The organism is Deinococcus depolymerans (assembly GCF_039522025.1).
Taxonomy (GTDB): Bacteria; Deinococcota; Deinococci; order Deinococcales; family Deinococcaceae; genus Deinococcus; species Deinococcus depolymerans.
Genome location: NZ_BAAADB010000014.1, coordinates 30,098 through 56,731 on the forward strand (window position 1 = coordinate 30,098; position 26,634 = coordinate 56,731).

The following is a 26,634-nucleotide window of genomic DNA, read 5'->3' on the forward strand; positions in this document are numbered from 1 at the left end:
CTCTTGAGTTGGTCGGGGGCAGCACTGCGGTTCACCCCCTCCCCGACCCTCCCCCCTGAAGGGGGAGGGAGAACAACGCAATTACACTGCGGCGTGACCCCACATGACGCGCGCACCAGTCCATCCACCGACGTCGCCCGCATGCTGCGCAGGCGCATGACCCCCGAAGAAATCCTGTTGTGGCAGCACCTGCGCCGCAAACAACTCGGCGTAACCTTCCGCAGACAGGAACCCATGGGCCGGTACGTCGCGGACTTCGTCTGCTACGAACGCACTCTCGTCATCGAACTCGACGGCAGCCAACACCTGAACAGCGACACCGACCGGGAACGCGACGCCGACATGCTCGACCACGGCTTCCAGACCCTGCGCTTCTGGAACAACGAAGTGCGGAGCAACCTCCCCGGCGTCCTCGAACGAATCCAACAGGTCCTGGACGCCAGAAAGGACCTTTAGCTCCTCCCCCTTGAGGGGGGAGGCTGGGAGGGGGTGAACCGAAGCGCCACCCAGGCGGTCTCCTGTATCGAAGGCACCCCCTCTGCTGCGCAGCTCTTCGAGTCTGTCCCTGCGGGACATCTCCCCCCTCAAGGGAGAGAGTGAAGGCGGGCGGTTCATCGCGCAGCCACCTCGCGCACGAGTTCCCTCGCCCGCTCGGGCACGAGGTTCACGCTTTCCAGGTCCGTGAGGGGCACCCATTGCGGCGAGTACCAGTTCTCGTCGCTGCTGCGGATCGCTTCGGGGCCGTCGCCGAGGCGCATCTCGCCGGACTGCACCTGCGCCTGGAAGTAGTGCTCCAGGTTGCCGATGTTCTCCAGCACGAGGAGTTCGGGGCCGACCGTGACGGTCAGGTTCACTTCCTCCAGCACCTCGCGGATGCAGGCCTGGGCGGGCGTCTCGCCGTCCTCGATGCCGCCGCCGGGCAGCGTGGCGTACGCGCGGCCTGCCTTGCGCCGGAGCATGAGTAGCACCTCGGCCTTGTCGTTCAGGATGATGGCGACGGCGCGGGCTCTCACTCCAGTTCTCCCCGGAACTGCCCGATGACGCGGGGGTCGTTGGCGTAGAAGTAGCGGATGTCGGGGATCTTGTACTTGAGCATGGCGATGCGTTCCGGGCCGAGGCCGAACGCGAAGCCGGTCTTGCCCTCGTAGACGCGAGGTTTGCCCTGTGCTTCGCGGAGGTCGTCGACGGCTTTGAAGACGCTGGGGTGGACCATGCCGCACCCGCCGAGTTCGAGCCATTTGCTCTCGCCGCGGGGGTTGTCCCAGTACACGGCGAAGTCCGCGCCGGGTTCCACGAAGGGGTAGTAGCTGGGCTGGAAGCGGACCTTGGCGCCTGCGCCGTAGAGGCCGCGGGCCATTTCGGCGATGGTGCCTTTCAGGTCGGCCATGCTGATGTGGTCGCCGACGACGAGGCCTTCGAGCTGGTGGAACATGCTTTCGTGGGTGGCGTCGGTGGCTTCGTAGCGGTAGACCTTGCCGCGCACGACGATTTTCAGGTCGGGTTCGTGCTCCGTCATGTAGCGGATCTGCATGGGGCTGGTGTGGGTGCGCAGCAGGCGGCCGTCCTCGAGCCAGAAGGTGTCCTGGAGGTCGCGGGCGGGGTGGTACCAGGGGACGTTGAGGGCTTCGAAGTTGTGGTGTTCATCCTCGACTTCGGGCCCTTCGACGACGGTGTACCCGAGGCGTTCGTAGATGCCGGTGAGGTCGTCGTAGACGCGGTTGATGGGGTGCAGGCCGCCCGCCGGGAGGGGGAGGCCGGGGAGGGTGACGTCGATGGCCTCGCTTTGCAGCTGGGCGTCGAGGGCTTCGCGCCGCAGGGTGGTTTCGCGGTCGTCGAGGGCAGTCTGGATGGCCTGCCGGACGGCGTTGATTTCCGCGCCGCGTGCCTTGCGTTCTTCGGGGGGGAGTTTGCCCAGGGTGCCGAGTTCGCGGGTGACGAGGCCGCTCTTGCCGACGTACTTGGTCTTGACGGTCTGGAGCGCTTCGAGGGTGGTGGCCGCCTGGATTTCGGGGATGGCTTCGTGCATGGGTCCTCCGGTGGGGGGAATGAACAGTCTGGCAATGAAAAGCCCCGCCTCGCGGGTGCGGGCGGGGTGACGCGCTGCGGCCTGTTTCAGGCGAGCGTGACCCCGGTGCGGGTAAACGGCGAAGGTGTACCGGTCCGGGGCGTCATGGGGTTCAGGGTAGCAGGTCCGGGTGGGGTCCGGGGTGGGGGGCGTGGACGCAGGTGACCGGGTGGTGTTGACATCTGCTTGACAGATGCGCGAAGAATGGTATCTCGATGTCCAATTCAACCTTCCGGCGCAGCCTGGTGCTGCTGGCCTCTGTTTCTCTTGCCCTGTCTGCATGCGGTCGCGTGCCGCTCTCGGGGGATGCGCGGCTGTCCACGCTGGCGGCGGCGGGTGAGCCGGTCATCAACGAGCTGTACTACGACGCGCCGGGCACGGACGCCGGCACGTTCATTGAGCTCAGGGGCCCGGCGGGCGCGAGCCTGAGCGGGTACACGCTGGCGGCGTTCGATACGGCGGGCACGCAGTACCGCACCTTGGCCCTGTCCGGGACGATCCCGGCGAGCGGGTACTTCGTGGTGGCGCAGGACACGACGGTGGCGAACCGGAATCTGGTGAACGCGGGCGCGGACCTGAACAACGGGGCGGGCAGCCTGCGTCTGCTGAAGAGCACCACGGTCATCGACGCGGTGGCGTACGGGTCGCCCACCAGCAACAGGGGCGAGGGCACGTCGGCACCCACGACCGGGGCGGGCAGCGCCCTGGCGCGCGTGCCGGACGGGTCGGACACGAACGTGAACAGCGTGGACTTCAAGGTTCAGGCCGCCACGCCCGGCGCGGCGAACGACGGCGGGACGGGCGGGGGCGGCACGACCGGGAAGAAGGTCCTGTTCGATCTGACGAAGGCCGAGGACGCCGGGAACGCCGACTGGCGCATCGATGGGGCGTACAGCGATTACGCGGACGCGCTGCGCGGCCTGGGCTACGTGGTGAGCACCCTCACGGGCACGAGCATCACGTCCACCAGCCTGTCGGGCGCGTCGGTGCTGGTCATTCCCGAGCCGCAGAATCCCTTCAGCGACGCCGAGCGCGCCGCGATCCAGAGCTTCGTGCAGAACGGCGGCGGGGTGTTCATGATCACCGATCACCGTGCCAGTGACCGCAACAACAGCGGCTGGGACAGCCCGGAGGTCTTTGACGGCTGGGACGGCAGCACGCCCGCCAGCGTCAGCGCCAGCCTGCAGGCCAGCCTGAACAGTGACGTGATCTTCGGGCTGAACGCGTCGTTCAACTCCAGCTTCAGCGACCCGGTGTACACGGCGACCCCGCTGACCACCCACCCGATCCTCAGCGGCGTGAGCAGCGCCGGGGTGTACGTGGGCACCAGCGTGGACGTCCTGGCGGGCACGGCCCTGATGGGCACGGGCGGCAAGACGTACCTCGGGGTGAACAGCGTCGGCACGGGCCGCGTGGCGATGTGGGGCGACAGCAGCACCTTCGGGGACAACACGTACTCGGACGGCAGCACCGGCACGTACAACAACTGGCCGAATCTCAGCAACGCCACGATGGGCAAGAACATCGTGCGCTGGCTGGCGAAGGACCTGTAGGCCCGTCCGCTTCAGCTGGCCTTCATGTTCCTGACCGGGGACCCTGCAGGGGGTTCCCGGTCCTTTTTCGTGCGTCTGGACGCATGCGACCATGCAGGCATGATCGAGTTGACGGTGGTGGAGTGGCGTGCGGGGCGGCGTGCCCGCTGGGACCTGCATGGGTGAGGTGCACACGGAGGTGTTTCTGCTGGCGGCCGGGGTGCTGCTGCTGGTGAGTCTGCTGGTCAGCCGGCTGGGGGGTCGGCTGGGCATTCCGGGCCTGCTGCTGTTCCTGGGTGTGGGGATGCTGGCCGGGTCGGACGGGCTGGGCATCCAGTTTCAGGATTACCGGTTCGCGCAGGCGCTGGGCACGCTGGCGTTGTGCTTCATTCTGTTTCAGGGGGGGCTGGGGACCAACTGGGCGCACACGCGGCCCGTGGTGCGCCGGGGCCTGAGTCTGGCGACGGTGGGCGTGCTGATCACGGCGGGCGTGATGGCGGCGTTCGCGCATTTCGCGTTCGGGTTCCCGTGGCTCTCGGCGTGGCTGCTGGGCGCGATTGTCAGCAGCACGGACGCCAGCGCGGTGTTCAGTGTCCTCAAGGAGCGGCAACTGGGCCTGAAGGGGGACGTGGCGCCACTGCTGGAGTTCGAGTCCGGCGGAAACGACCCGATGGCGGTCTTTCTCACGGTCGGGATTCTGGAACTCATGGCGAATCCGGGCATGGGTGTGCTGGGCATCGTGCCGTTGTTCTTCAAGCAGATGCTGATCGGGGCGCTGTTCGGGGTGGTGCTGGGCCGCGCGGCGCTGTGGGTCCTCAACCGCCTGCAGTTGCAGTTCGAGGGGCTGTACTCGGTGCTGAGTCTGGCGCTGGCCCTGACGATCTTCGCGGGCACGGCCGTCGCGGGTGGCAGCGGGTTCCTGGCGATCTACATCGCGGGCGTGATCCTGGGGAACGCGGAGTTCATTCACAAGCGCAGCCTGCTGTCGTTCCATGACGGGCTGTCGTGGCTCATGCAGGTGGCGATGTTCCTCACGCTGGGGTTGCTGGTCAACCCGCGCGAGCTGCTGCCCACGGCGGGACTGGCGCTGGCGTGCGCGCTGGTGCTGGTGTTCGTGGCGCGGCCCCTGAGCGTGTACCTGGCGTTGGCGCGCGCGAAGATGCCGCTGAACGAGAAGAGCATGGTGGCGTGGGTGGGGCTGCGCGGCGCGGTGCCGATCGTGCTGGCGACCTTTCCGCTGCTGGCGGGCGCGGAGCGGGCGGGCACGCTGTTCAACATCGTGTTCTTCATCGTGCTGACCAGCGTGCTGCTGCAGGGCACGACCCTGACGCTGGTGGCGCGGTTCCTGCGGGTGCGTGAGGCGCTGCCGACCGTCACGCAGTACCCGATCTCGTACACGCCGACCGGGCACAACAAGAACGAGATGGTGGAGGTTGAGGTGCAGCCCGGCAGCGCCGCCGACGGGCAGCGCATCATGGACCTGCGCCTGCCGCCCGAGGCGCTGGTGATCCTGATTCACCGGGGCGGGGAGTTCCTGATTCCCAAGGGCGCCACGCACCTGACCGGCGGGGACAGCGTGCTGGTGCTGGCCGGGGAGGACGAACTGCGGGAAGTGGAGGGGAAACTGCACCGGCCGGCCGGGGCCGTGTAGGGACCGGGCGGGGCCGCCGGGGCGGTTGTCTGACCTGCAAAGACACGGGGGCCACCGCCCCGCGGCCGCGGTGTTACCGTGGGTTCATGACGACCACCGCCGATAAATCCGCTGCCCGTGACACGGCACTCTTCGACCTGATCGAACTTGAGGCCGAGCGGCAGCGCCACGGCCTGGAACTGATCGCCTCCGAGAACTTCACGTCCGCGGCGGTGCGCGAGGCGCAGGGCAGCATCGTGACGAACAAGTACGCGGAAGGCTACCCCGGCAAGCGCTGGTACGGCGGGTGCGAGGTCGTGGACCGCATCGAGCAGCTGGCCATCGACCGCCTGAAGGAACTGTTCGGCGCGGCGTGGGCGAACGTGCAGCCGCACAGCGGGTCAAGCGCGAACCTCGCGGTGTACAACGCGCTGATCGAGCCGGGCGACACGGTGCTGGGCATGGACCTGAGCCACGGCGGGCACCTGACGCACGGGAACCCTGTGAACTTCTCCGGGCTGCGCTACCGGATCGTGGGGTACAAGGTGAACCCCGAGACGGAACTGATCGACATGGCGGAGGTCCGCCGGCTGGCGCACGAGCACAGGCCGAAGATGATCATCGCGGGCGCCAGCGCGTACAGCCGCACCATCGACTTCGCGGCGTTCCGTGAGATCGCCGACGAGGTCGGCGCGATCCTGTTCGCGGACATCGCGCACATCGCGGGTCTGATCGCGGCGGGCGTGCACCCGAACGCGCTGCCGCACGCGCACGTGGTGGCCAGCACCACCCACAAGACCCTGCGCGGCCCGCGCGGCGGGATCATCCTCAGCAATGACCCGGAACTCGGCGCGAAGATCGACCGGGCCGTGTTCCCCGGTTACCAGGGCGGGCCGCTGGAGCACGTGATCGCCGCGAAAGCCGTCGCGTTCGGCGAGGCCCTCACCGACGACTTCAAGGCGTACGCCGCGCAGATCATCCGCAACGCCCAGGCCCTCGCGCAGGCCTTCCAGGACAAGGGCTACCGCGTGGTGTCCGGCGGGACCGACAACCACCTGCTGGTGCTGGACCTGCGCCCCCAGGGCCTGAACGGCACCAAGGCCACGCGCCTGCTCGACGCGAACCACATCACGATCAGCAAGAGCACCCTGCCGTACGACACCGAGAAGATCCTGCACGGCGGCGGCATCCGCATCGGCACGCCCGCCGTCACCACGCGCGGCATGGTGGAAAGCGACATGCAGACCGTCGCGGACTTGATCGACCGCGCCCTGAAAGGCGAGGACGTCAAGGCCGAGGTGCACGCCTTCGCGGGCGGCTTCCCGATTCCCTGAATGCCGTCCGGCGCGGACGGAAACGCCGCGCCGGACCGCCCCACGCCCGGAGGCCCGCGCAGGAAGGCTGCCGCGCCCCTCCGGGCGACACGCGCGGGCCACGCCAACAAGTGTGAAAATTTCGTCAATCCGCGTGTCATAGTGAAGCCATCCATGACCGAACAGCCCACCCCTCAGGGGAGCTTCGCTGACCTGACCCTGCAACTCACCCGGCTGGGCCTGAACGCCCAGGATCTCGGGAGTGCCATGCAACCCGTCCTGGACGCCCTGATCACCCACACCGCCGCCCACGGCGCCGGGTACTTCCAGTGGTGGGAGGCCGGGCAGACCTTCCGCGTCCGTGCCACCAGCGGCCACCACCCCTGGCACCCCGAATGCGGCCTCCCCGCCACCCTGCCACTCATCCGCACCCTGCGCGCCGCCACCGACGTCGCCTTCTACACCGACACCCTCACCCACCCCGCCCTGAGCGGGTTTCCTGCCCTGGGCGTGAACGCCCTGATCGCCGCGCCCGTCCACGACCGCCAGGGCCACCTGATCGGCGCGCTGCTCGCCCACGCGCACACCCCACACTCCTGGACGGACCTCGAACGCGCCCTGACCGGCAGCGTCACCGGCCTGCTGGCCCTGCTCGCCGCCCGCCTGGACGCCGAGGAACGCGAACGCGAGGCGCACGAGAGCGCCCTGCGCACCCTGGGCCTGTTCCTGGAAGCACGGGACGCCGAGACCCACGGACACACCGACCGCGTCACGCAACTCGCCGTGCAGCTGGGCCGCGCCCTGAATCTCGACGCGGCCAGCCTGTGCGCGCTGCGCTGGGGCGCGTACCTGCACGACATCGGCAAGATCGCCCTGCCCGACGACGTCCTGCGCTGGCCCGGCCCCTTCAGCCCGGCGCAGCGTGAACGCATGCGCGTCCACGTCCACGAGGGCGTCGCGCTCGCGCGGCAACTTTCATTCCTGCCGCAACCCGCCCTGGACGTCATCGCCGCGCACCACGAACGCTGGGACGGCAGCGGCTACCCGCTCGGGCAGCGCGGCCAGGACATCCCCCTCCCGGCCCGCATCTTCGCCGTGTGCGACGTGTTCGACGCCCTGACCAGCAACCGCCCCTACAAGCACGCCTGGAGTACCGACGAGGCCCTGGCCTTCGTGCAGCAGGGCAGCGGCACGCACTTCGACCCGCAGGTCGTGCAGGCCCTCGTGAAGGTTCTCGGGCACCACGCAGCGTAAGCAGGCAGCATAGTAAGAATGGCTTATTCTGCCTGAAGACAATCAGGTGCTACTGTAGCCCATGCACCCCGAACAGATCCTCCAGGCCTACGCCGACGCCGTGCACGCCCGCGACGCCGAAGCCCTGCTGGCCCTGTACCACCCGCACGTCACCGTGTACGACATGTGGGAACACTGGCTCTACGACGGCCAGCAGGCATGGCGCGGCATGGTCGAGGGCTGGTTCGCCAGCCTGGGCGACGAGCGGGTGCAGGTCACCTTCGACGATATCCGCAGCACCGTCACGCCGGAGATGGCCCTCGTACACGCCCTCGTCACCTACGCGGGCCTGAGTGCCAGCGGCGAACGCCTGCGCGCCATGAACAACCGCCTGAGCCTCACCCTCACCCGCAGCGGCGACGGCTGGCTGATCCTCCACGAACACAGCAGCGCCCCCGCCGAATTCGAAAGCGGCAAGGTCAACCTCCACCGACCAGCCTGAACGGTCAGGCAGAAGGCCGCGCCTCTCCCCTGCCTGGGGCGGCGCGGCCTTCCGGTCTTGTTCTCAGCGGGGCAGGACCGAGGTGCCCATGAGGTGCTGGTCGATGGCGCGGGCGGCCTGGCGGCCCTCGCGGATGGCCCACACGACGAGGCTCTGGCCGCGGCGCATGTCCCCGGCGGCGAAGACACCCTGCACGTTGGTGTGGTAGCCGCCCTCGTCGGTGTGGGCGTGGGCGTTGCCGCGGGCGTCCTTCTGGATGCCGAAGGCGTCGATGACGCTGCCGACGGGGCTGACGAAGCCCATGGCGAGCAGGACGAGGTCGGCCTTGTGGAGTTCCTCGCTGCCGGGGATTTCGGTCAGCTGGCCGTCCCTCAGTTCCATGCGGACGGTCTTGACGCCCGTGACCTTGCCGCCCTTGCCGATGAATTCCTTGGTGGCGATGGCGAATTCACGCACTGCGCCTTCCTCGTGGCTGGTGCTGGTGCGGAGTTTCATGGGCCAGTAGGGCCACACGAGGGGTTTGTTCTCCTGTTCGGGCGGCTGGGGCATCACCTCGAACTGGGTCACGCTGGCGGCGCCGTGGCGGTTGCTGGTCCCGACGCAGTCGCTGCCGGTGTCGCCGCCGCCAATCACGATGACGTGCTTGCCGTCGGCGCGCAGCTGCTTTTTCAGTTTGTCGCCGGCGTTCACGCGGTTCTGCTGCGGCAGGAACTCCATGGCGAAGTGAATGCCGTCCAGCTCGCGGCCGGGGGCGGGCAGGTCGCGGGGCTGCTCGGCGCCGCCTGCGAGGAGCACGGCGTCGAATTCGGCTTTCAGTTCGTCGGGCGTGACGGTCTTCTTGCTGAGGTTCGTGACCCGGCTGCCCTCGGGCCACGCGCCCACCAGGGTGCCGGTCCGGAAGGTGACACCCTCGGCCTGCATCTGTTCGACGCGGCGGTCGATGTGGTGCTTGTCCATCTTGAAGTCGGGGATGCCGTAGCGCATCAGGCCGCCCACGCGGTCGTTCTTCTCGAACACGGTCACGTCATGCCCGGCGCGGGCGAGCTGCTGCGCGGCGGCCAGCCCGGCGGGACCGGAGCCGATCACGGCGACCTTCTTCCCGGTCTTCACGGCGGGGGGTTGCGGCGTGACCCAGCCTTCCTGCCAGCCGCGTTCGATGATGCTCAGCTCGATGCTCTTGATGCCCACGGCGTCGCCGTTGATGTTCAGGGTGCAGGCGGCCTCGCAGGGGGCGGGGCAGATGCGGCCCGTGAATTCGGGGAAGTTGTTCGTGGAGTGCAGGGTGTCCAGTGCGCTGCGCCAGTCGTCCTGGTACACGAGGTTGTTGAAGTCCGGGATGATGTTCCCGACGGGGCAGCCGTTGTTGCAGAACGGAATGCCGCAGTCCATGCAGCGGGTCGCCTGGAGGCGGGCGGCGCCACTGTCGAGGGGCAGCAGGAACTCGTGGTAGTGCTTGAGGCGCGCGTCGACCGGGGCGTACTGGTCCTTGATGCGCGGCTGGTCGAGGAAGCCGGTGATCTTGCTCATGCGTGCTCCGGTGGGGGGGCAGCGCCCGCCGCCTGAACTGGGCGGGCACTGGGAGGGGTTACTTGGTCAGGGTGCCCTGCGCGGCCACGGGGTTGCCGGGCTGCGCGGTCTGCATGCTGGTGGTGTCGGCGGCCTGGAGCGTTCCGGCCTGGGCGCGTTCGCGCAGGGCGCGCTGGTATTCCTTGGGGAAGACCTTGACGAAGCGTTTCAGGGTGGTCTCCCAGTCGTCCAGCAGGTCGCTGGCTCGCTGCGAGCCGGTCCACTTGTGGTGGCTTTCGAGCAGGCGGCGCAGGTGCGCCTCGTCGCTCTGGCCCAGGTGCAGGGCGCCGCCCGTCTGCGCGAGCTGCTGGTCCTCGGGCAGCAGGGGGTGCAGGTCCACCATGCTGGTGTTGCAGCGCTTCTCGAAGCTGCCGTCCGCGTCGTACACGTACGCGACGCCGCCGCTCATGCCTGCCGCGAAGTTCCGGCCGGTCTGGCCGAGCACGACGACGGTGCCGCCGGTCATGTACTCGCAGCCGTGGTCGCCTACTCCCTCCACGACGGCCTCGGCGCCGCTGAGACGCACCGCGAAGCGTTCACCTGCCACGCCGCGGAAGAAGGCCTCGCCGCTGGTCGCGCCGTACAGGACGGTGTTCCCGACGATGATGTTCTCCTCGGCCCGGCCGCGGAATTCGATGCTGGGGCGCACGACCACGCGGCCGCCGGACAGGCCCTTGCCGGTGTAGTCGTTCGCGTCGCCGATCAGGTACAGGGTCAGGCCCGGGGCGAGGAACGCGCCGAAGCTCTGGCCGCCGGTGCCTTCCATCTGGATGAACACGGTGTTGTCGGGCAGCCCTTCCGGGCGCACGCGGGTCAGTTCGCCGGACAGCATCGCGCCGACGGTGCGGTTGACGTTGCGGACGTCCTGCAGGAAGTGGACCTTCTCGCCCTTCTCGAAGGCGGGGCGGCACTTCTCGATGAGTTGCAGGTCGAGCGCGCCGCTCAGGCCGTGGTCCTGGGTGTGGAGGTGGCGCACGCCGACCTCCTGGGGCACCTCGGGGCGGTAGAAGACGCGGCTGAAGTCCAGGCCCTGCGCCTTCCAGTGCTCGATGCCCTTCTTCGTGTCGAGCAGGTCGGCGCGGCCGATCAGGTCGTCGAAGGAGCGGATGCCCAGGCTGGCCATGATGGCGCGGACTTCCTCGGCGATGAAGAAGAAGAAGTTGATGACGTGCTCGGGTTTGCCCTGGAAGCGGGCGCGCAGCACCGGGTCCTGCGTGGCGACCCCCACGGGGCAGGTGTTCAGGTGGCACTTGCGCATCATGATGCAGCCCTGCGCGACGAGCGGCGCGGTCGCGAAACCGAACTCGTCGGCGCCCAGCAGCGCGGCGATCACGACGTCGCGGCCGGTCTTGAGCTGCCCGTCGGTCTGCACGCGCACGCGGTCCCGCAGGCGGTTCAGGACCAGGGTCTGCTGCGTCTCCGCGAGGCCCAGTTCCCACGGCGACCCGGCGTGCTTGATGGAACTCCAGGGGCTGGCACCCGTGCCGCCGTCGTGCCCGGCGATCACGATGTGGTCGGCCTTGGCCTTGGCGACCCCGGCGGCGATGGTGCCGACGCCGACCTCGGAGACGAGCTTCACGCTGATGTCCGCGCGGGGGTTGACGTTCTTCAGGTCGTGGATGAGCTGCGCGAGGTCCTCGATGGAGTAGATGTCGTGGTGCGGGGGCGGGCTGATCAGGCCCACGCCGGGCACGGAGTGGCGCAGGAAGCCGATGTACTCGCTGACCTTCCCGCCGGGCAGCTGGCCGCCCTCGCCGGGCTTGGCGCCCTGCGCCATCTTGATCTGGATCTGGTCGGCGCTCGTCAGGTAGTTCGTGGTGACGCCGAAGCGGCCCGAGGCGACCTGCTTGATCTTGGAGCGCAGGCTGTCGCCGGGTTCCAGCGGGTAGTCCACTTCAACCCTGCTCTCGCCGAGGATGCTGGCGAGGGTGTGGCCCTCGCCGATGGTCTCTCCGCGCATCTCGCGTTCGTAGCGGGCGGGGTCCTCGCCGCCCTCGCCGGTGTTGCTCTTGCCGCCGATGCGGTTCATGGCGACGGCCAGGGTGGTGTGCGCCTCGGTGCTGATCGAGCCGAGGCTCATGGCGCCCGTGGCGAAGCGTTTGACGATCTCGCTGGCGGCCTCGACTTCTTCCAGCGGGACGGGGGTCACGCCGTCGGTGCGGAATTCGAACAGGCCGCGCAGGGTCATGTGCCGCCGGCTCTGGTCGTTGATGATCCGGGCGTACTCCTCATAGGTGGCGTAGTTGCCGCTGCGCACCGAGTGCTGCAGCTTGGCGATCGAGTCCGGCGTCCACATGTGCTCCTCGCCGCGCACGCGCCACGCGTACTCGCCGCCCGCGTCGAGGTTCTGCGCCAGCACGGGGTCGTCGCTGAACGCCGCGCGGTGGTTGCGCAGGGCTTCTTCCGCCACCTCGAAGATGCCGATCCCGCCGACCTGGGTGGGCGTGCCGTAGAAGTACTTCTGCACGAAGTCGGTCTTCAGGCCGACCGCCTCGAACAGCTGCGCGCCGCAGTAACTCATGTACGTGCTGACGCCCATCTTCGACATGATCTTGCTCAGGCCCTTGCCGATCGCCTTGATGTAGTTGGAGATGGCCTTGTGCGCGTCGATGCCGTTCAGGGCGGGCATGCCGGGCACGTCGGTGTGCAGGTTGATCAGGGTTTCCAGCGCGAGGTACGGGTGGATGGCCTCCGCGCCGTACCCGGCCAGCGCGGCGAAGTGGTGGACCTCGCGGGCGTCGCCGGTCTCGACGACCAGACCGACCTTCATGCGCAGCCCCGCCTTGACGAGGTGGTGGTGGATGCTGCTGAGGGCCAGCAGGCTGGGAATCGCGACGCGTTCGCGGTCCACGCGGCGGTCACTGATGACGATGACGTTGTGCCCGCTCTCGATGGCGTCCACCGCCCAGGCGTTGATGGTCGCCAGTTTGGCTTCCACGCCGCGGCTGCCCCACTCGGCGGGGTAGGTGATGTCGAGGTCGTACGCCTTGAACTTCCCGCGGGTGTGTTCCTCGATGTTGCGCACGCGGGCCATGTCGTCGAAGTCCAGGATGGGCTGCTCGACTTCCAGGCGCAGCTGCGGGTTGACCGCGTTGATGTCCAGCAGGTTCGGGCGCGGCCCCACGAACGACACGAGGCTCATGACGACCGATTCGCGGATCGGGTCGATGGGCGGGTTCGTGACCTGCGCGAACAGCTGCCGGAAGTAGTTGAACAGCGGCTTGTTCTTGCCGGACAGCACGGCCAGCGGGCTGTCGTTGCCCATGGAGCCGATGCCTTCCTCGCCGGTCAGGGCCATGGGGCCCATCAGGAACTTCAGGTCCTCCTGGGTGTACCCGAAGGCCTGCTGGCGGTCCAGCAGCGACTCGCGGAACTGCCCGACCGTGCCGGTCTCCTCGCTGTCGTCCAGGCGGAAGCGGGTGTTCTCCACCCACTGCGCATAGGGTTTGGCGGACGCGAACTGGTTTTTCAGTTCGTCGTCCTCGATGATGCGGCCCTGCTCGAAGTCGATCAGGAACATGCGGCCCGGTTGCAGGCGCCACTTCTTGACGATCTTGCTCTCCGGGACGGGCAGCACGCCGGACTCGCTGGCCAGGATGACCAGATCGTCGCGGGTCTGCACGTAGCGGGCGGGGCGCAGGCCGTTGCGGTCCAGCGTCGCGCCGACCTGACGGCCGTCGGTGAAGACCATCGCGGCCGGGCCGTCCCAGGGCTCCATCATGGAGGCGTGGTACTCGTAGAACGCGCGGCGCCGGGGGTCGAGGTTGGCGTTCTGCTCCCAGGCCTCGGGGATCATCATCATGGCGGCGTGCGCCATGGGGTACCCGGCCAGCGTCAGGAGTTCGAGTGCGTTGTCGAAGGTGGCGGTGTCGCTCTCGCCCTCGAAGGAGATCGGGTAGAGCTTCTTCAGGTCGTCGCCCAGCACGGGCGAGGCCATGATGCCCTCGCGGGCGCGCATCCAGTTGAAGTTCCCCTTGACGGTGTTGATCTCGCCGTTGTGCGCGACCATGCGGTACGGGTGCGCCAGCGGCCACTCGGGGAAGGTGTTCGTACTGAAGCGCTGGTGGACCAGGGCCAGCGCACTGACCACGCGCTCGTCCTGAAGGTCGAGGTAGTACTCGCCGACCTGCGTGGCGAGCAGCAGGCCCTTGTAGATCACGGTCCGGCACGACATGCTCGGCACGTAGTACTCGGCGCCGTGCGTGAAGTTCAGCGCGCGGATGGCGTTGCTGGCCCGGCGGCGGATGACGTACAGCTTGCGTTCCAGCGCGTCGGGAACCAGCGTGTCGGGCCCCGCGCCGATGAACACCTGCCGGATGACGGGTTCCTTCTCGCGCACGGCGGGGCTCATGGGCATCTCGCGGTTGACCGGCACGTCCCGCCAGCCCAGCACGACCTGACCTTCCGCGACGATGGCGCGTTCGAGTTCCTGCTCGCAGGCGCGGCGCGAGGCGATCTCCTTGGGCAGGAAGATCATGCCGACGCCGTAGTCGCCCAGCGGGGGCAGGGTCACGCCCTGCGCGGCGAACTCGGCGCGGTAGAACTCGTCGGGAATCTGGATCAGGATGCCCGCCCCGTCGCCCATCAGGGGGTCGGCGCCGACCGCGCCGCGGTGGTCGAGGTTCTCGAGGATCTTCAGGCCCTGCTGCACGATGGCGTGGTTCTTGCGGCCCTTGATGTGCGCGACGAAGCCAACGCCGCAGGCGTCGTGCTCGGCGCCGCTGTACAGGCCCCTTTCACGGGCGAGGTTCAGTTCCGCGCCGCTCGCGGGGGTTACGGGGGTGTGCGGCGCCTCAGCCGGCGTCACCCGGTTGTCTGTTCTGTTCATGTTGACGCTCCCATCTCGCTCGTGACTCGCTGGCCCGCAGGGTGCAGGCTGCTAGAATCACCATACAGAGAGATGCATGTCTATGCAGGGCCGTTGTTTATAACGGGTCCAATGTTCTGTGCACACTTTTCTGCACATCCCGCCACTTTTTCCAGCGCGCGGCGCAACACCTGGCCCTCAACGAGCACTTTGCCTCCCGAAGGTTGCCCATCCGGCCACTCCGGGCGCAAGGATCGGCACCCGCACCCCGTGGACCCGCATCGGGCTTCATGCAGGCCCCCTCCCACGGATTCCGTCTGGTTCGTCGACGACCCGCCCACCCGCCGGGCGGCCAACGCCACGCCGGTCAGCCCGTTCCGCTCCCACTCGCTCTGCGGGTCCGCTCGGATTGAACGGGGATTGCGACCCATCCAGCCGGAGTCCGTATCAGGCGGGGGTCAGCTGCAGCAGCGTGATCTCCGGGTCGCACAGGTTGCGCAGCGGCACGCCGCTCAGGCCCAGGCCCCGGCTGACGTAGGCGGGCGTGCCGCGCGCGCCCTCCACCCACCCCATCGCGTAGCGCTGCCCGTAGCGGCTGGGCACCACCGGCGCGCCCAGCAGCGGAAAGCGCACCTGCCCGCCGTGCGTGTGCCCGCACAGCACCAGTCCCACCGGGCGCGGCAGGTCCGGCAGCAGGTCCGGGTTGTGCGTGACGAGCAGCGTGGCCCGTGTGCCCGCCCCGGCCAGCGCGCCCGTCACGTCCGGCGTGCCGAACCACAGGTCGTCCGTGCCGCCCACCCAGGCGTCGTCCCGCAGCGGCCGGCCCGCGTCGCGCAGGACCGTCACCCCCGCCCGCGCGAAGGCCCCTTCCAGTTCGGCGCGTTTCGCGGCCCAGTCCGGCCGGGACGGCCCGTACTGCCGGCCCCCGTAACGTCCGAAACTGCCGTAGTCGTGGTTGCCCCACACCGCGAAGACACCCAGCGGCGCACGCAGGCGCCGCAGTTCACGCAGCAGCGGTTCCGGCGGCGCGTCCATGCGGGCGTCCAGCTGATCGCCGCCCATCAGGACCACGTCGGCCCGCAGGTCGTTCGTGGCGTCCACCCAGGCGGCCACACTGCCCGCCCCGATGAACAGCCCGTAGTGCAGGTCCGTCAGGAACGCCACGCGCAGCGGCGCCCGCAGGCCCGGCAGCGTGCGGGCGTGCCGGGTCACGCCGAAACGGTAGGCCTGCGCGGCGCCCGCCCCGCCGGCCGCCAGGGCCGCCAGACCCCCGCCCCCCAGGGTGCGCAGGACGTGGCGGCGCGTCACGGTCATGCCGCCCACCCTAGCGTCCCGGCGATCGAGGCTGCGTCCACCGGAAGGTGCACGCGCGGTAGACTGCCGGGATGCACGCCGAGCCCGAGAATCTGCTGGTCATAGACGTACTGGACGACGACGCCGGACTGGCCGATGTGGAGGACCTGCGCGGCCGCACCTTCCAGCTGCCGGCCGAGTGGCTGCCCGGCGCGGCGGACGGCGCGGCGTACCGCGTGACGCTCAGCGGCGGGCAGGTCACGTTCACGCCCGACCCGCACGGCGCGGCCCGCCTGCGCGAACGCAGCAAGCAGACGCTGCTGGACTTCAGCGACGAGCACGACGCCGGAGACGGCGCGTGAGCCGACAGATCCTGATCATCCCGGACCTGCACGGCCGGCCCGACCTGCTGCGCGCCGCGCTCGAACGCTTCCCGGACGCGCATTACGTGTCGCTGGGCGACGCCATCGACCGCGGCCCGCGCTCCATGCCGGTCGTGGAGAAACTGATGGACCTGCACGCCGCCGGGCGCGCCACGCTGCTGATGGGCAACCACGAACGCATGATGGAAGAGGGCGTCCGGTGGTACCGGCAGTACCTGGGCACGCACGACCTGGGCGACTACCGCCGCGCCATGGAAGGCTACCAGTGGTGGATGCGCGCGGGCGGCGAGACGGTCCGCACCGAGCTGGGCAGCCTGACCCTGGAGAAGTTCCCGCCGCTGCTCGAGGCGTACCTGAAGGTCCTGCGGCGCGTGGTGTACGTGACGGCCGACGGGGACATCCACGACGAGCCGCCCCCGCACCCCAGCGTGCTGATCGCGCACGCCTCGCCGCCCGTGCGGCACCCGCAGCACCCCAACCCGCTGTCGGCGGCGCTGTGGCTGCGGCCCTTCGAGGGACCGTTCCCGCTGCCGGACGGCGTGATGTACTCCGTGCACGGCCACACCCCGGTGCCCACGCCGTCCCGGCTGGGCCGGCACCTGTACCTGGACCTCGGCGCGTACGACACGGGCCGGCTGGCGGTCGCCGAGGTGAACGTCCACGGGCTGCCGCAGGTGACGGTGTTCTGCGGGCGGGGCGACCCGGCCCGCGCCCGCAAGTACGCCCGTTTCGGGGAGCCCATTCCGGTCACGCCGGTCGACCTGCCCGGCGCGCCCCCCAGGTAAGCGCCGCCCCGGGGCTTCAGCCCAGGGGTCTGAGGTCGTCCTGCCGGTCCGACAGCCACTGCGGCGGCCCGGCGCGCACCACGACGTCCTCCTCCAGCCCGATGAAGCCGTGGCCGGGCACCATGACGCCCAGTTCCAGGGTGTACACCTCGCCCTCGCGCACGGGTCCCTCGACGGTCTGCCCGTAACGGGGCCAGCGCGGACCCAGCAGGGTGCCGCCGTCGTGCGTGGCGCGGCCCAGACCGTGGCCCAGCGCGTGCTGGTACTCGGGGTACCCGGCGGCGACCAGCGCGGCGCGGGCAGCGGCGTCCACGGCGTGGCCGGGCGTGCCGGGGCGCAGGGCGTCCGCGCCCGCCTGGATGGCCTGCCAGCAGGCGCGGAAGGCGGCCTGCACGGCGTCCGGGACCGGGTTCCCGTCGGGCAGGCGGTAGGTGCGCTGGATGTCCGAGCAGTACCCGTGGTGCAGGCGCACGCCATAGTCGATGTGCAGCAGCGCGCCGGGGCGCAGGGCGTGGTCGCCGGGCGGCGCGTGCGAGGGACGGCTGTCCGGGCCGATGTGCACGTTCGGGCAGGCGTTCCAGCCCCAGGATGGCTCGGCGCCGTCGCGGCGGCACAGGCCGTGCAGGAAGGCCGCCACGTCCCGTTCCGTCCAGCCGGGGCGGGCGGCGGCCGCCATCTCGCGCAGGTGCGCCTCGGCCCGGTCCACCGCCTCCCGGATCGCGGCGTGCTCCTCGGGCGTCTTGACCGACCTCAGCTGCCCCAGCCGCGGCGCGGCGCTGTCCCACTCCAGGTCGGGCATCAGGTCCGGGCCGGGGGCCAGCCAGCCGCGCACCCGGCGTTCCAGGCCGGAGGTCAGGCCGTCGCACAGCGGGTCGTCCTCACTGATGTTCAGCAGCACCCGCCGCGCCCCCAGCCGCGTCAGCTCGGCGCGCAGCAGCGCCCGCAGGTCGGCGTCGTACCCGTGCACGGTCCAGCCGGGCGGCACGGCGTCCGCGTCGAAGCGGCCCACGATCGCCACCGCCTCGCGGCGGGTCAGCAGGAACAGGCTGTCCCAGGTGACGTCCACGCCCGCCACGAGCGTCAGCGCCGGTTCCGGGCGCACGCCCGACTCGCGCGCGGCGATCAGCCACACCTCGCCGTTCCCGAGCAGGGCCTGCGCCTGCCGCCGCTTGCCGTCCTGAAGCGCGTATCCTGCCGTGTTGGGGGCCATGCGGCAGGATACGCCGCCGGTACCGCGACCGCCGCTACGGTTGCGGTTCCTGCAGCAGCGCCTGTGCCTGCGCCAGCGCTTCCGGCGTGTCCACGTCCAGCAGCAGTCCGGCCGGGAAGGTCAGCGTGACCGCCTGCGCGGCGTGCGCGCGGATCAGGTGCCGGGGGCCGTGGTCGGCGTCCGGGGCGCGCTGGACCGCCGCGAGCAGGTCCGCGCGGAACAGGTGCGGCGGGGCGCGCACCGGCCCGTCGCCGGCACCGGCGTACTCGGCCAGCACCACGGGCGCGCCCGTCTCGCGGAAGGCGCGGATCAGGGCGGCGTGCTGCGCGGCCCCCAGCAGCGGCATGTCGCCCAGCGCGAAGTTCACGCCCGCCAGACCGGCCGGCAGGGCTCCCACCGCCACGCGGAAGGATCCCGCCAGGCCGCGCGCCGGGTCCGGGTTCACCGCGAACGCGAACGGCAACCCCGCCAGCGCCGCGCGGATACCCTCGCCGACCTCGCCGGGCGGAATGACGCACAGCAGCGCGTCGTGCCCGCCACCCGCCAGGGCCTGCGCGGCGCGGCGGACCAGCGGCACGCCCGCAACCGGCAGCAGCTGCTTGGGGCGGCCCATGCGGACGCTGCGTCCGGCGGCCAGCAGCACGCCCGCGACCGGCGCGTGAAGGTCGGAAGTCATGCCCGCATGGTAGGGCAGGCGGGGGGGCGGGCCAATCTTTCTTCAACCTGCCGGGGCCTACAATGAACGGCGTTCACTCAATTCACCGTGGCCCGCGCGCCGCAGGAGGACCGCTATGAAACTCAGCTACTCAGGTCAGGAGAAGGTGCAGGCGCCACCCGCCGCCGTGTGGGCGTTCGTGCAGGACCCCGAACGGGTCGCGCGCTGCCTGCCGGACGTGCAGGAGGTCGTCGTGCACGACCAGACGCACATGGACGCGACCGTGCAGGTGGGCGTGGGCATGGTGCGCGGGAAGTTCAAGTTCAAGATCGAGGTGCTGCCCGACGAGCCGCAGGGCCGCGTGAACGTGAAGGTGCAGGGGGGCGGGCTGGGCAGCGTCGTGGACCTGACGGCCGGCGCGAACGTCGTGGACAACGGGGACGGCACGACCACCCTGGACTGGACCGGGGACGCCACCATGCGCGGCCCGGTCGCGACGGTCGGCGGGCGCCTGCTGGACGCCCAGGCGCAGAAGCTGATCTCCAAGACCTTCGAGAACATGAGCGCGCACGTCGGTGCGGCCAACACCGCGACGGCCTGAATGACCGTCCGGACGCCGCCCGCGCACCGGCCCCCGTGGCGGGCGGGCGCGTCAGGATTCCGGCAGGTCGGGCCGGGCGGGCGGCAGGGCCAGCGGGGCGCGCAGCGGCTCGGCGCGGATCAGGCCGTGCGGCGAGACGCTCAGCACCTGCCGTTCCGCCAGGGTCCACAGGGCGCGGTGCGCGGCCATCTCGCTCTCGGCGTCCCCGCGGGGCGCGAGCCGGTCGAGCAGCGCGGTGTAGCGCAGCGGCGCGTCCTGACCGCCCGCCCAGGGGGTGACGTTCACGACGGCCTGCATGACCTGCCGCTCGGCGGGCGTCTGCGCCAGCGCCAGCAGGGCCTGGCGGGCGCGCAGCTGCGCGGCGCGGGCCTCGCGTTCGGCGCGGCGGCGGGCCAGGACCGCCAGCGCTTCCGGGTCGGGTGGCGCGGCCTGAGCGGCGCGGCGTTCGGTGATCAGGCGTTCGAGGCGGGCGTCGGCACGTTCACCCAGCTGGTCACGGACCTGCGCGCCGCGGCGCCGCAGGCGCTCGGCCGCCCCGCTGACCGGGCCGCGCAGCGCCTGCGTGGCAGCCTCCTGCGCGGCCCGGACGGGATCGCGGGGCGTGTCGGTGTCGGTCAGGGCGCGGCCCAGGCGGATCAGGGTGTTCAGGGTGCGGCCGGTCTTGCTGCGGCTCATGGGTCCTCCAGTCGGGCGGGCCGGGCGGGGCGTCGCCCGGCCCGGCTGTCCGGGTCCAGTGTGCCTCAGGGGCGGGCGCGTTGCATCCGCCGGACGGCGGACAGCCCTGACGTGGCGAGGGGCGCGGCCGGGCCGGGCGGCGGGCGGCGGGCCTCAGGCGGCGCTGTGGGTGCGGGCGGGCTGGGCGGATTCGGGCAGCCGCTGCGGGGCCAGGCTGACCACCGGGGCGACCTGCGGCAGCGGCCGCAGCGCCCCCACCGCGAGTCCCGCCAGCGCCGCGCCGGCCACACCCATCCACAGCACGCTGCCCCCGGTGGGATCCAGCAGCACGGTCAGGATCATCAGGGGCGTCACGATCACACCGTGCGCCAGGGCCGGCAGCGCCAGGTTCCCGCCGTCCGCGTGGGCCCGCGCGAACCGGCGGCCGAAGTGCACTCCGGAGGTCAGGGCGATCAGGGCGCACAGCAGCAGGGTCGTCATGGGTTCACCGTAACCGGCGGACTCTCACGGTCTCCTGACCAGACCGCCCTTCACTGCACATTAAGGCGGCCGGCACTTGCCGTGGCCGCCGCGCCAGGAGAGGACCACATGGGTTGTAAGAGTGCCTGTCACGCAGATTCCGTCCGTTCCGTTCGCACCTTCACGTCCGGCGCGCGGGACGCCCACCCCACCCCCCCCCGCCCCGGGAGGCACCCGTGAGCGGCGCGCAGATCCCGGAACCCGCCGCCCTGAAGGCCGCGTTCCTGGTCCGCGGGTACGTGGCGGACGACGCGCTCGCCACGGCCCTGCGGCTGGTCGCGGCGCTCGGCAAGCCGCTGCTGCTGGAAGGCCCGGCAGGCGTCGGGAAGACCGAGGCGGCCAAGACGCTGTCGGACGTGCTGGGCACCCGCCTGATCCGCCTGCAGTGCTACGAGGGCCTGGACGCACAGTCGGCGCTGTACGAGTGGAACTACGCGCGGCAACTGCTGCACCTGCGGGCTGCCGAGCTGGGCGGGGCGGGCGGCGTGACCGACGAGGACCTGTACAGCGAACGCTTCCTGATGGCCCGCCCGCTGCTGCAGGCGATCCGCGAGGAACACGCGCCCGTGCTGCTCATCGACGAGATCGACCGCGCCGACGACGCCTTCGAGGCGTTCCTGCTGGAACTGCTGGCCGAGTGGCAGATCACCGTGCCGGAACTGGGCACCATCGAGGCCCGCACCCGCCCGCACGTGATCCTCACCAGCAACCGCTCGCGGGAACTGAGCGACGCGCTGCGCCGCCGCTGCCTGTACCACTGGACCGAGTACCCCAGCCGCGCGCAGGAACTGGCCATCGTGCACGCGCGCCTGCCCGGCGTGAACGAGACGCTGGCGCAGCAGGTCACGAACGCCGTGCACGCCCTGCGCGCCCTGCCGCTGGGCAAACCGCCGGGCGTGGCGGAGACGCTGGACTGGGCGGCGGCGCTGGTCAGCCTGCACGCCGATCACCTGGACGCCCCCGGCATCCGCGCGACGCTGGGCGCGGTCCTGAAACTGCGCGAGGATCAGCTGCTGGCCGCGCCGACCCTGCAGGGACTGGCGGCGCAGGCCGCGGCGGGCCACCCGCCCGGCGCGTGAGCGGGGCCGGGGTCATCCCGCCGGACCTCGCGGCGCAGGTGTCGGCGTTCACGGCGCGGCTACGCGACCGGCACGGCTTCCTGATCGGGCCGGGCGAGACGGCCGACGCGCTGCGGGCGCTGGGGGCAGTGGACGTGCTGGATCGGCGCGAGGTGCGCGGGGCGCTGCGGGCGGTCCTGAGCGCCAGCCCCGAGCAGACGCGGCTGTTCGACCTGGAATTCAACGCCTTCTTCCGGGCGGAGGGCGCGGCGCAGCCGAAACTGCCGCTGCTGCCGGAAACGAAAGCGCCGGGCACCGAGCAGCAGACCGAGGCCGGGCCGCCGCCCCCACCCCGCCCCGGCCAGCCGCCCGCGCCGAACCCCACCCCGGCGCCCGCCCCGGACGACGCGCCGGACCCGGACGAGGACGCGCCGGACAGTCAGGCGCCGGGCCAGCCGCTGCCCGGCGAGGACCAGGCCCCGCCGGACGACACGGCCGTGCCCAGCCTGCGCGCCCGCCTGAGCCCGAACGCCGCGCCGGGACAGGCGGTGCAGGCGGGCGGCGACGACCTGCCGGAGTTGCTGCGGGCCGCGTCGGCGCTGGTGCGGGCGCTGGAACTGGGCCGCGCGCGCCGCCTGCGGCCCCAGCCGCAGCGGGGGCCGAAACTCGACGCCCGCCGCACCCTGCGCGCCGCCGCCCGCACCGCCGGGGACGCCACGCTGCTGCGCTGGCTGGGCCGCCCACGCCGCGCGCCACGCTTCCTGCTGGTCATCGACGGGAGCCGCTCGATGGGCGCGGACGCCACGCTGCTGCTGCGCTTCGCGCAGGCGCTGCACCTGCGCTCCCGGCGGGTGGAGGTGTACGCCTTCAGCACCGGCCTGACCCGCCTGACGCCCCTGCTGCGCCGCGCGCCAAGCGGCGTTCCCCTGAGCCTCCCGGAGCTGGGGGACGCCTGGGGCGGCGGCACCCGCATCGGCGAGAACCTGCTGCGGCTGGCACGGGAGGAACGGGCAGGCGTCACGCGCGACACCCTGATCCTGGTCCTCAGCGACGGGCTGGACACCGGGGACCCGGCGCTGGTGGGCCGGGCCCTGCGGGACCTGCAACGCCGCGCGGGCGGGGTGGTGTGGCTCTCGCCGCTGGCAGCCGCACCGAACTACCGGCCGGTGCAGCGGGCGATCGTGGCGGCCCTGCCGTTCCTGTGGGCGCTGCTGCCGGTGGGCGGCGCGGCCGACCTGCACGCCCTGCCCCGCCGGCTGCGCGCCGCCCGCCGCCTCTGACCGCCGCCCCTGGCCGGTTCACCGGGACGGGCCGTAAGGACACTGCAAGTGACCCCGGGGTGAAATACCGTCATGACCCGCTCCCTCACGCCGCCTGTGTCCGCACCTCCGTCCGGTGGGCGCCGCCCGGTCCGGCCACTGCTGGCGGCCCTGCTGGGTTCCCTGCTGGCCGCCTGCGGGTCCGGCCCGGCCGCCAGCGGCGCCGGCAGCGCACCCGGCAGTTCCCTGGTCGTCAGCCTGGACCGCGTGCCGGTCAGCGGGCCGCTGGCGCAGCCCGGCACCCTGCGGCTGCAGGGGGTGCCCGCCTCCGGCGTCAGCGTGACCGTGCAGGCCGCGCCGGGCCTGAGCGTCACGCCGGGCGCGGCCGTCGCCAGCGGCAGCGACGCCCTCCTGCCGCTGACCGTGACCGGCACCGGCCGGGGCACCGTGACCCTGAACGTCCGTGCAGGCAACCGCAGCCAGGACGTGACGGTCCGGGTGCTGGGCAGCGAACAGCATGTGCCCGCCGCGCCGTACCTGGCCGGCGCGGTCCGCTCGCAGGGGGACCGGGTGCTGCTGCGCGCCACGGTCAGCGCGGACGCCGCGTCCAGACACGCGCTGCTGGCCTTCGACCCGGCCGACCGGACCTTCACGCCCCTGCCCTTCCCGGTCGCGGGCTTCGAGACGATCACCAGTCACGCCGTGAACGGCCCGGACGTGTGGGTGGCGGTGCGCGGCGTGAACGCCGACGGCAGTTTCCTGGTGCGGCGCAGCGCCGACGGTGCCACCCGGCGGTACCTGGCCGGGACGGTCGAGACGCTGAACCACGTCACGCCGCTCGCGGACGGACGGGTGGCCTTCACGGCGTACGGTCAGGAACGGGTGCTGCTGCTCGACCCGGCCAGCGGCACGATCCAGGCGGTCGCCACGCAGGGCGCGCCGGACAGCGTGACGCTGGGCGCGGACGGCCGGCTGTACTTCGCGCGGCGCGGCGACAGTCCCGCCATCGTCGCCCTGAACCTCGCGGACGGCGCGGCCCGCACCTACCCGGTCGGAACGCCCGGCGTGAGCGTCCCCGCCAGCCTGACCGCCGCGCCGGACGGCACGCTGTGGTTCACGGAATCCCGCACCGGCACGCTGCGGGCCCTCGACCCGGTCAGCGGCACGCAGCGGCAGGTGACCCTCCCGGCCGGCCGTGGTCCCGGTGACGAGGCGCGGCCCGGCGACCTGACCGTGGCGCCCGACGGAACGGTGTGGGCCACCGATACCGCCCACCCGGCCCTCCTGCGGGTCCTGCCCGGTGAGAGCAGCGCCGCCGCCCTGACCCTCCCGGCCGGGCCGACCGCCGGACCGCGCGCCCTGCACGCCGCGCCGGACGGCAGCGTGTGGTTCGAGACCGGCGGCACCCTCGCGCGGCTGCGCTGACCGCGGCGTTCGGGGAGCGGCGTCCGGGGAAGCGCCCCGCCCCGCCCGGTTCAGGGAGGAGAGCGGCGGGTTCCGGGCGTACCGATCTGCCAACTCCACGTCCGGAATCCGTTTCTCTCCTCCTCTGCGGCGCAGCTCTCCGAGTCGCATCCGCTCGGATTGAATGGTCTTTGCAGCCCATTCAATCGGAGTCCGTATTACAGGTCGCGGCGGCTGAAGCGGCGCATGGCGGCCAGGACGGCCAGGACGGTCAGCGAGGCGGCCCACACCAGGAGGCCCGCCGCGATGGGCTCACTGGCGAACAGCGGGTTCGCGCCGCGAGACGCCTGCGCGACCTGCAGGGCGATGTCGGGCTGCAGGTGGTAACTGGCGCCCAGCCACAGGGCGTTGGTGGGCATCAGGGCGTTCGCGGCGCGGCCCAGGGTGGTCAGGGTGGGGGTGTCCGAGAAGCTGCCGATGGCGCTCAGGATGCCGCCCGTGAAACCCACGCCGTACAGGACGAACACGCCGATGCCGTTGGCGAGCGTGGTGAAGAGCGTGCTGCCCAGCACGGTCAGGGCGGTCAGCAGCAGGGTGGACAGCAGGATCAGGCCGGTCGCGGCGAGCGGATCGGGCGGCAGGTATCCGGTAACGGCGTACACCCCGCCGAGCAGTCCGGCGCTGAGCAGCGCGACGTAGGTGACGTTCACGGCGCTGAACCCCAGCCAGCGGCCCAGCACCAGCTGCGCGCGGCTGATGGGCCGCGCGATGACGCTCTGCATGACGCCGTTCTCGATGTCGCCGCTGACGGCCCCCACCGTGGACAGCACGGCCATCAGGGACCCCAGGAAGTACACGAGGTACATGCCGAACATGGCCGAGTAGATGACGGGCAGGTTCGACGCGCCGGTCAGGCTGCGGCCGTCCAGTCCGGCGTTCAGGGCGCGTTCGTCCAGGGTCCCTTCCAGCCGCACGATGCCGTACAGGTAGAACCCCAGGAACAGGGCCGTCAGGACCAGCAGCACGCTCACGAGGCGTTTGCGGACCGCCTCGCGCAGCGAGAGTTCCGCGATCAGCAGGACGTTACGCACGGGCGGCCCCCTGGCGGGCGGTGCGGGCGCGGCTGTCCGGGGTGTCCTCGATCAGGTCCAGGAACAGGGTCTCCAGGTCCGGGCGGCGCGGCGTCAGGGCGTACAGCCGCGCGCCCGAGGCGTGGACGGCGCTGGCGACGGCAGGAATGGCGTCCTCATGGTCCAGCCACAGTTCCACGTCGGCGCGGCCCGGGGTGTTCGTGTCGGTGTGGCGCAGCTCGCCCAGGCGCGAGAGGGTGTCCAGCAGGCCCGGCGGCAGGTGATCCACGCGCACGTCCAGCGGCAGGACGCCGCCCATCAGTTCCCGCATGCTGCCCTGCTGCAGCACGCGGCCCTGTTTCACGAACGCCACGCGGTCGCACACCTGCTCGACTTCCGACAGCAGGTGCGAGTTCAGGAACACGGCCGTGCCCTCCCCGCGCAGCTGCTCGATGATCTCGCGCACCTCGACCCGCCCGATGGGATCCAGGGCGCTCGTCGGTTCGTCCAGGAACACCAGTTGCGGGCGGGCCAGGATCGCGCCGGCCAGCCCGGCGCGCTGCAGCATGCCCTTGGAGTACCCGCCCAGCGTCTCGCTGCCGCGCCCGCCCAGGCCCACGGTCTCGAGGATCCGCGGGATGCGGGCGTTCAGGTCGGCGGCCTTCAGGCCCGCCAGCCGCCCGTGGAAGCGCAGGAACTCCTCGGCGGTCATCCAGGTCTGAAAGCGGAACTGCTCGGGCAGGAAGCCCAGGCGGGCGCGCACGGCCGGGTCGTGCGGACTGCCGCCGAGGACCTGCAGGCGCCCGCCCGTGGGGTGCACGAGGCCCAGCAGCATCTTCACGGTGGTGCTCTTGCCGGCCCCGTTCGGCCCGAGGAATCCGAACACCTCGCCCGGCGGGACGGTCAGGGTCAGGCTGTCCACAACGGCCCGCCCCCGGTATTCCTTGCGCAGCTCCTGCGTTTCGATGGCGTTCACACGCTTCAGCATAGGCGCGTGCCGCCTGCCGGATCGTCAGTCTTTCTGCGGACTTGAGGGCCGCGCCAGTCGCCGCGCTCCACTGGGGGGGGTGGGGG

The 26,634-nt window shown here is 71.2% G+C and carries 23 protein-coding genes; 12 read left to right on the forward strand and 11 right to left on the reverse strand.

All coding sequences use genetic code 11. From position 1 onward, the window contains the following. The first annotated feature begins 93 nt into the window (after positions 1 to 93). Positions 94 to 456: an endonuclease domain-containing protein gene (locus ABDZ66_RS08905; RefSeq protein ID WP_343757932.1), complete on the forward strand. Its 363-nt coding sequence runs from the start codon at positions 94 to 96 to the stop codon at positions 454 to 456. A gap of 155 nt (positions 457 to 611) precedes the next feature. On the opposite strand, the gene ABDZ66_RS08910 is transcribed toward ABDZ66_RS08905, so the two are convergent. Then, positions 612 to 1,013: an NUDIX hydrolase gene (locus ABDZ66_RS08910; protein WP_343757934.1), complete on the reverse strand. Its 402-nt coding sequence runs from the start codon at positions 1,011 to 1,013 to the stop codon at positions 612 to 614. After that, positions 1,010 to 2,026, reverse strand: a complete 1,017-nt coding sequence (pheS, locus tag ABDZ66_RS08915; protein WP_343757936.1) for a phenylalanine--tRNA ligase subunit alpha — start codon at positions 2,024 to 2,026, stop codon at positions 1,010 to 1,012. The genes ABDZ66_RS08910 and pheS overlap by 4 nt, the downstream gene beginning before the upstream one ends. Before the next feature lie 254 nt (positions 2,027 to 2,280). Here pheS and ABDZ66_RS08920 point away from each other — a divergent pair, with 254 nt between their 5' ends. From ABDZ66_RS08920 to ABDZ66_RS08940, 5 genes are all read left to right on the forward strand, one after another. Beyond that, entirely contained in the window at positions 2,281 to 3,618 is a 1,338-nt protein-coding gene (locus ABDZ66_RS08920; RefSeq protein WP_343757939.1) for a lamin tail domain-containing protein, read from the forward strand. A gap of 157 nt (positions 3,619 to 3,775) precedes the next feature. After that, positions 3,776 to 5,248 (forward strand): potassium/proton antiporter, encoded by a 1,473-nt coding sequence (locus ABDZ66_RS08925; RefSeq protein WP_343757941.1) that lies wholly within the window; start codon positions 3,776 to 3,778, stop codon positions 5,246 to 5,248. 86 nt (positions 5,249 to 5,334) lie between these two features. Further along, entirely contained in the window at positions 5,335 to 6,561 is a 1,227-nt protein-coding gene (glyA, locus tag ABDZ66_RS08930; RefSeq protein ID WP_343757943.1) for a serine hydroxymethyltransferase, read from the forward strand. Positions 6,562 to 6,714: 153 nt separating this feature from the next. Continuing rightward, positions 6,715 to 7,794: an HD domain-containing phosphohydrolase gene (locus ABDZ66_RS08935; RefSeq protein ID WP_343757945.1), complete on the forward strand. Its 1,080-nt coding sequence runs from the start codon at positions 6,715 to 6,717 to the stop codon at positions 7,792 to 7,794. Between the two features lie 61 nt (positions 7,795 to 7,855). Beyond that, positions 7,856 to 8,275 (forward strand): YybH family protein, encoded by a 420-nt coding sequence (locus tag ABDZ66_RS08940; protein ID WP_343757947.1) that lies wholly within the window; start codon positions 7,856 to 7,858, stop codon positions 8,273 to 8,275. A 63-nt stretch (positions 8,276 to 8,338) separates the two neighbouring features. On the opposite strand, the gene ABDZ66_RS08945 is transcribed toward ABDZ66_RS08940, so the two are convergent. From ABDZ66_RS08945 to ABDZ66_RS08955, 3 genes are all read right to left on the reverse strand, one after another. Beyond that, the gene (locus tag ABDZ66_RS08945) at positions 8,339 to 9,802 is read right to left on the reverse strand and encodes a glutamate synthase subunit beta (protein WP_343757949.1); all 1,464 of its coding nucleotides are present in this window, start codon (positions 9,800 to 9,802) and stop codon (positions 8,339 to 8,341) included. Between the two features lie 58 nt (positions 9,803 to 9,860). Continuing rightward, positions 9,861 to 14,669, reverse strand: a complete 4,809-nt coding sequence (locus tag ABDZ66_RS08950) for a glutamate synthase-related protein (protein ID WP_343757952.1) — start codon at positions 14,667 to 14,669, stop codon at positions 9,861 to 9,863. Between the two features lie 426 nt (positions 14,670 to 15,095). Then, a complete protein-coding gene (locus ABDZ66_RS08955; RefSeq protein ID WP_343757954.1) occupies positions 15,096 to 15,962 on the reverse strand; it encodes a metallophosphoesterase in 867 nt (288 codons plus the stop codon). Positions 15,963 to 16,033: 71 nt separating this feature from the next. Here ABDZ66_RS08955 and ABDZ66_RS08960 point away from each other — a divergent pair, with 71 nt between their 5' ends. Together ABDZ66_RS08960 and ABDZ66_RS08965 are read left to right on the forward strand one after the other, a co-directional pair. Continuing rightward, positions 16,034 to 16,303, forward strand: coding sequence for a hypothetical protein (locus ABDZ66_RS08960; RefSeq protein ID WP_078301046.1), 270 nt, complete (start codon positions 16,034 to 16,036; stop codon positions 16,301 to 16,303). After that, positions 16,300 to 17,109, forward strand: a complete 810-nt coding sequence (locus ABDZ66_RS08965; RefSeq protein WP_343757958.1) for a metallophosphoesterase — start codon at positions 16,300 to 16,302, stop codon at positions 17,107 to 17,109. Before ABDZ66_RS08960 ends, ABDZ66_RS08965 begins: the two co-directional genes overlap by 4 nt. Before the next feature lie 16 nt (positions 17,110 to 17,125). Here the strand turns inward: ABDZ66_RS08965 and ABDZ66_RS08970 are convergent, their stop codons facing one another. Both ABDZ66_RS08970 and ABDZ66_RS08975 read right to left on the reverse strand, forming a co-directional pair. Beyond that, positions 17,126 to 18,319 (reverse strand): M24 family metallopeptidase, encoded by a 1,194-nt coding sequence (locus ABDZ66_RS08970; RefSeq protein WP_343757960.1) that lies wholly within the window; start codon positions 18,317 to 18,319, stop codon positions 17,126 to 17,128. Positions 18,320 to 18,353: 34 nt separating this feature from the next. Continuing rightward, positions 18,354 to 18,995 carry a nucleotidyltransferase family protein gene (locus ABDZ66_RS08975; RefSeq protein ID WP_343757962.1) on the reverse strand — a complete coding sequence of 214 codons (642 nt, stop codon included), beginning with the start codon at positions 18,993 to 18,995 and terminating at the stop codon, positions 18,354 to 18,356. A gap of 115 nt (positions 18,996 to 19,110) precedes the next feature. Between ABDZ66_RS08975 and ABDZ66_RS08980 the strand changes: the two genes are divergently transcribed. Then, positions 19,111 to 19,575: an SRPBCC family protein gene (locus ABDZ66_RS08980; RefSeq protein ID WP_343757964.1), complete on the forward strand. Its 465-nt coding sequence runs from the start codon at positions 19,111 to 19,113 to the stop codon at positions 19,573 to 19,575. Between the two features lie 51 nt (positions 19,576 to 19,626). Here ABDZ66_RS08980 and ABDZ66_RS08985 read toward each other — a convergent pair whose 3' ends face one another. Together ABDZ66_RS08985 and ABDZ66_RS08990 are read right to left on the reverse strand one after the other, a co-directional pair. Next, positions 19,627 to 20,250: a hypothetical protein gene (locus tag ABDZ66_RS08985; RefSeq protein ID WP_343757966.1), complete on the reverse strand. Its 624-nt coding sequence runs from the start codon at positions 20,248 to 20,250 to the stop codon at positions 19,627 to 19,629. 153 nt (positions 20,251 to 20,403) lie between these two features. Then, complete coding sequence (locus ABDZ66_RS08990) at positions 20,404 to 20,730, reverse strand: hypothetical protein (RefSeq protein ID WP_343757968.1); 327 nt, start codon at positions 20,728 to 20,730, stop codon at positions 20,404 to 20,406. A gap of 215 nt (positions 20,731 to 20,945) precedes the next feature. Between ABDZ66_RS08990 and ABDZ66_RS08995 the strand changes: the two genes are divergently transcribed. The 3 genes from ABDZ66_RS08995 (at position 20,946) to ABDZ66_RS09005 (ending at position 24,511) form a co-directional block, all read left to right on the forward strand. Continuing rightward, positions 20,946 to 21,848 carry an AAA family ATPase gene (locus ABDZ66_RS08995; protein ID WP_343757970.1) on the forward strand — a complete coding sequence of 301 codons (903 nt, stop codon included), beginning with the start codon at positions 20,946 to 20,948 and terminating at the stop codon, positions 21,846 to 21,848. After that, positions 21,845 to 23,107, forward strand: a complete 1,263-nt coding sequence (locus ABDZ66_RS09000) for a VWA domain-containing protein (protein WP_343757972.1) — start codon at positions 21,845 to 21,847, stop codon at positions 23,105 to 23,107. Before ABDZ66_RS08995 ends, ABDZ66_RS09000 begins: the two co-directional genes overlap by 4 nt. A 72-nt stretch (positions 23,108 to 23,179) precedes the next feature. Beyond that, the gene (locus ABDZ66_RS09005; protein WP_343757974.1) at positions 23,180 to 24,511 is read left to right on the forward strand and encodes a Vgb family protein; all 1,332 of its coding nucleotides are present in this window, start codon (positions 23,180 to 23,182) and stop codon (positions 24,509 to 24,511) included. 197 nt (positions 24,512 to 24,708) lie between these two features. Here the strand turns inward: ABDZ66_RS09005 and ABDZ66_RS09010 are convergent, their stop codons facing one another. Together ABDZ66_RS09010 and ABDZ66_RS09015 are read right to left on the reverse strand one after the other, a co-directional pair. Continuing rightward, positions 24,709 to 25,581, reverse strand: coding sequence for an ABC transporter permease (locus tag ABDZ66_RS09010; protein ID WP_343757976.1), 873 nt, complete (start codon positions 25,579 to 25,581; stop codon positions 24,709 to 24,711). Then, a complete protein-coding gene (locus ABDZ66_RS09015) occupies positions 25,574 to 26,548 on the reverse strand; it encodes an ABC transporter ATP-binding protein (protein WP_343757978.1) in 975 nt (324 codons plus the stop codon). The genes ABDZ66_RS09010 and ABDZ66_RS09015 overlap by 8 nt, the downstream gene beginning before the upstream one ends. Positions 26,549 to 26,634: the final 86 nt, after the last annotated feature.